The organism is Desemzia sp. FAM 23988 (genome assembly GCF_045528365.1).
Taxonomy (GTDB): Bacteria; Bacillota; Bacilli; order Lactobacillales; family Carnobacteriaceae; genus Desemzia.
Map to the genome: position 1 here is coordinate 1 of NZ_JBGQQS010000075.1, position 336 is coordinate 336.

The 336-nt window shown below is 51.2% G+C and carries 1 rRNA gene; it reads right to left on the reverse strand.

The annotated features are described in order from the left end of the window. Nucleotides 1-336, reverse strand: a 23S ribosomal RNA gene (locus ACEN4L_RS13520); the annotation flags it as partial.

Here is a 336-nt window from a genome sequence, read left to right on the forward strand (position 1 = left end):
AGAAGCAAGCATTTGACTCACTTCAAGACTTGTTGCTTGGACGTGCATATCCAGCAGCACGCATTCCTTAGCCTCCTGTGTCCCTCCATTGTTCAAACAAAACAAACAGGTACAGGAATATCAACCTGTTGGCCATCGCTTACGCCGTTCGGCCTCAGCTTAGGTCCCGACTAACCCTGGGAGGACGAGCCTTCCCCAGGAAACCTTAGTCATTCGGTGGACGGGATTCTCACCCGTCTTTCGCTACTCATACCGGCATTCTCACTTCTAAGCGCTCCACTAGTCCTCACGATCTAGCTTCAACGCCCTTAGAACGCTCTCCTACCATAGAACCTA